This is a genomic window from Thalassospira sp. UBA4513, assembly GCF_002388495.1.
Lineage (GTDB): Bacteria > Pseudomonadota > Alphaproteobacteria > Rhodospirillales > Thalassospiraceae > Thalassospira > Thalassospira tepidiphila.
Genome location: NZ_DGMR01000031.1, coordinates 119,365 through 119,565, shown reverse-complemented (window position 1 = coordinate 119,565; position 201 = coordinate 119,365). Strand labels below are relative to the sequence as shown.

Annotated in this window: 1 protein-coding gene; it reads left to right on the top strand. The window is 54.2% G+C overall.

Features of this window, described 5'->3' with window-relative positions:
- Window positions 1–201: DNA topoisomerase (locus B2T33_RS12735; RefSeq protein WP_286792227.1), on the top strand; the 201-nt coding region annotated here is incomplete at both ends.

Below are 201 nucleotides of genomic sequence, written 5' to 3'. Positions count from 1 at the left end.
CTGGTCAAGAAGATGGAAGAACTCGGCATTGGTCGTCCGTCGACCTATGCGTCGATCATTTCGGTTCTTCAGGACCGGAACTATGTGTTGCTGGAACGTCGCCGTTTCGTCGCACAGGACCGCGGTCGCCTCGTGACCGCCTTCCTGTCGAAATTCTTTGAACGCTATGTGCAGTACAACTTCACCGCCGATCTGGAAAAC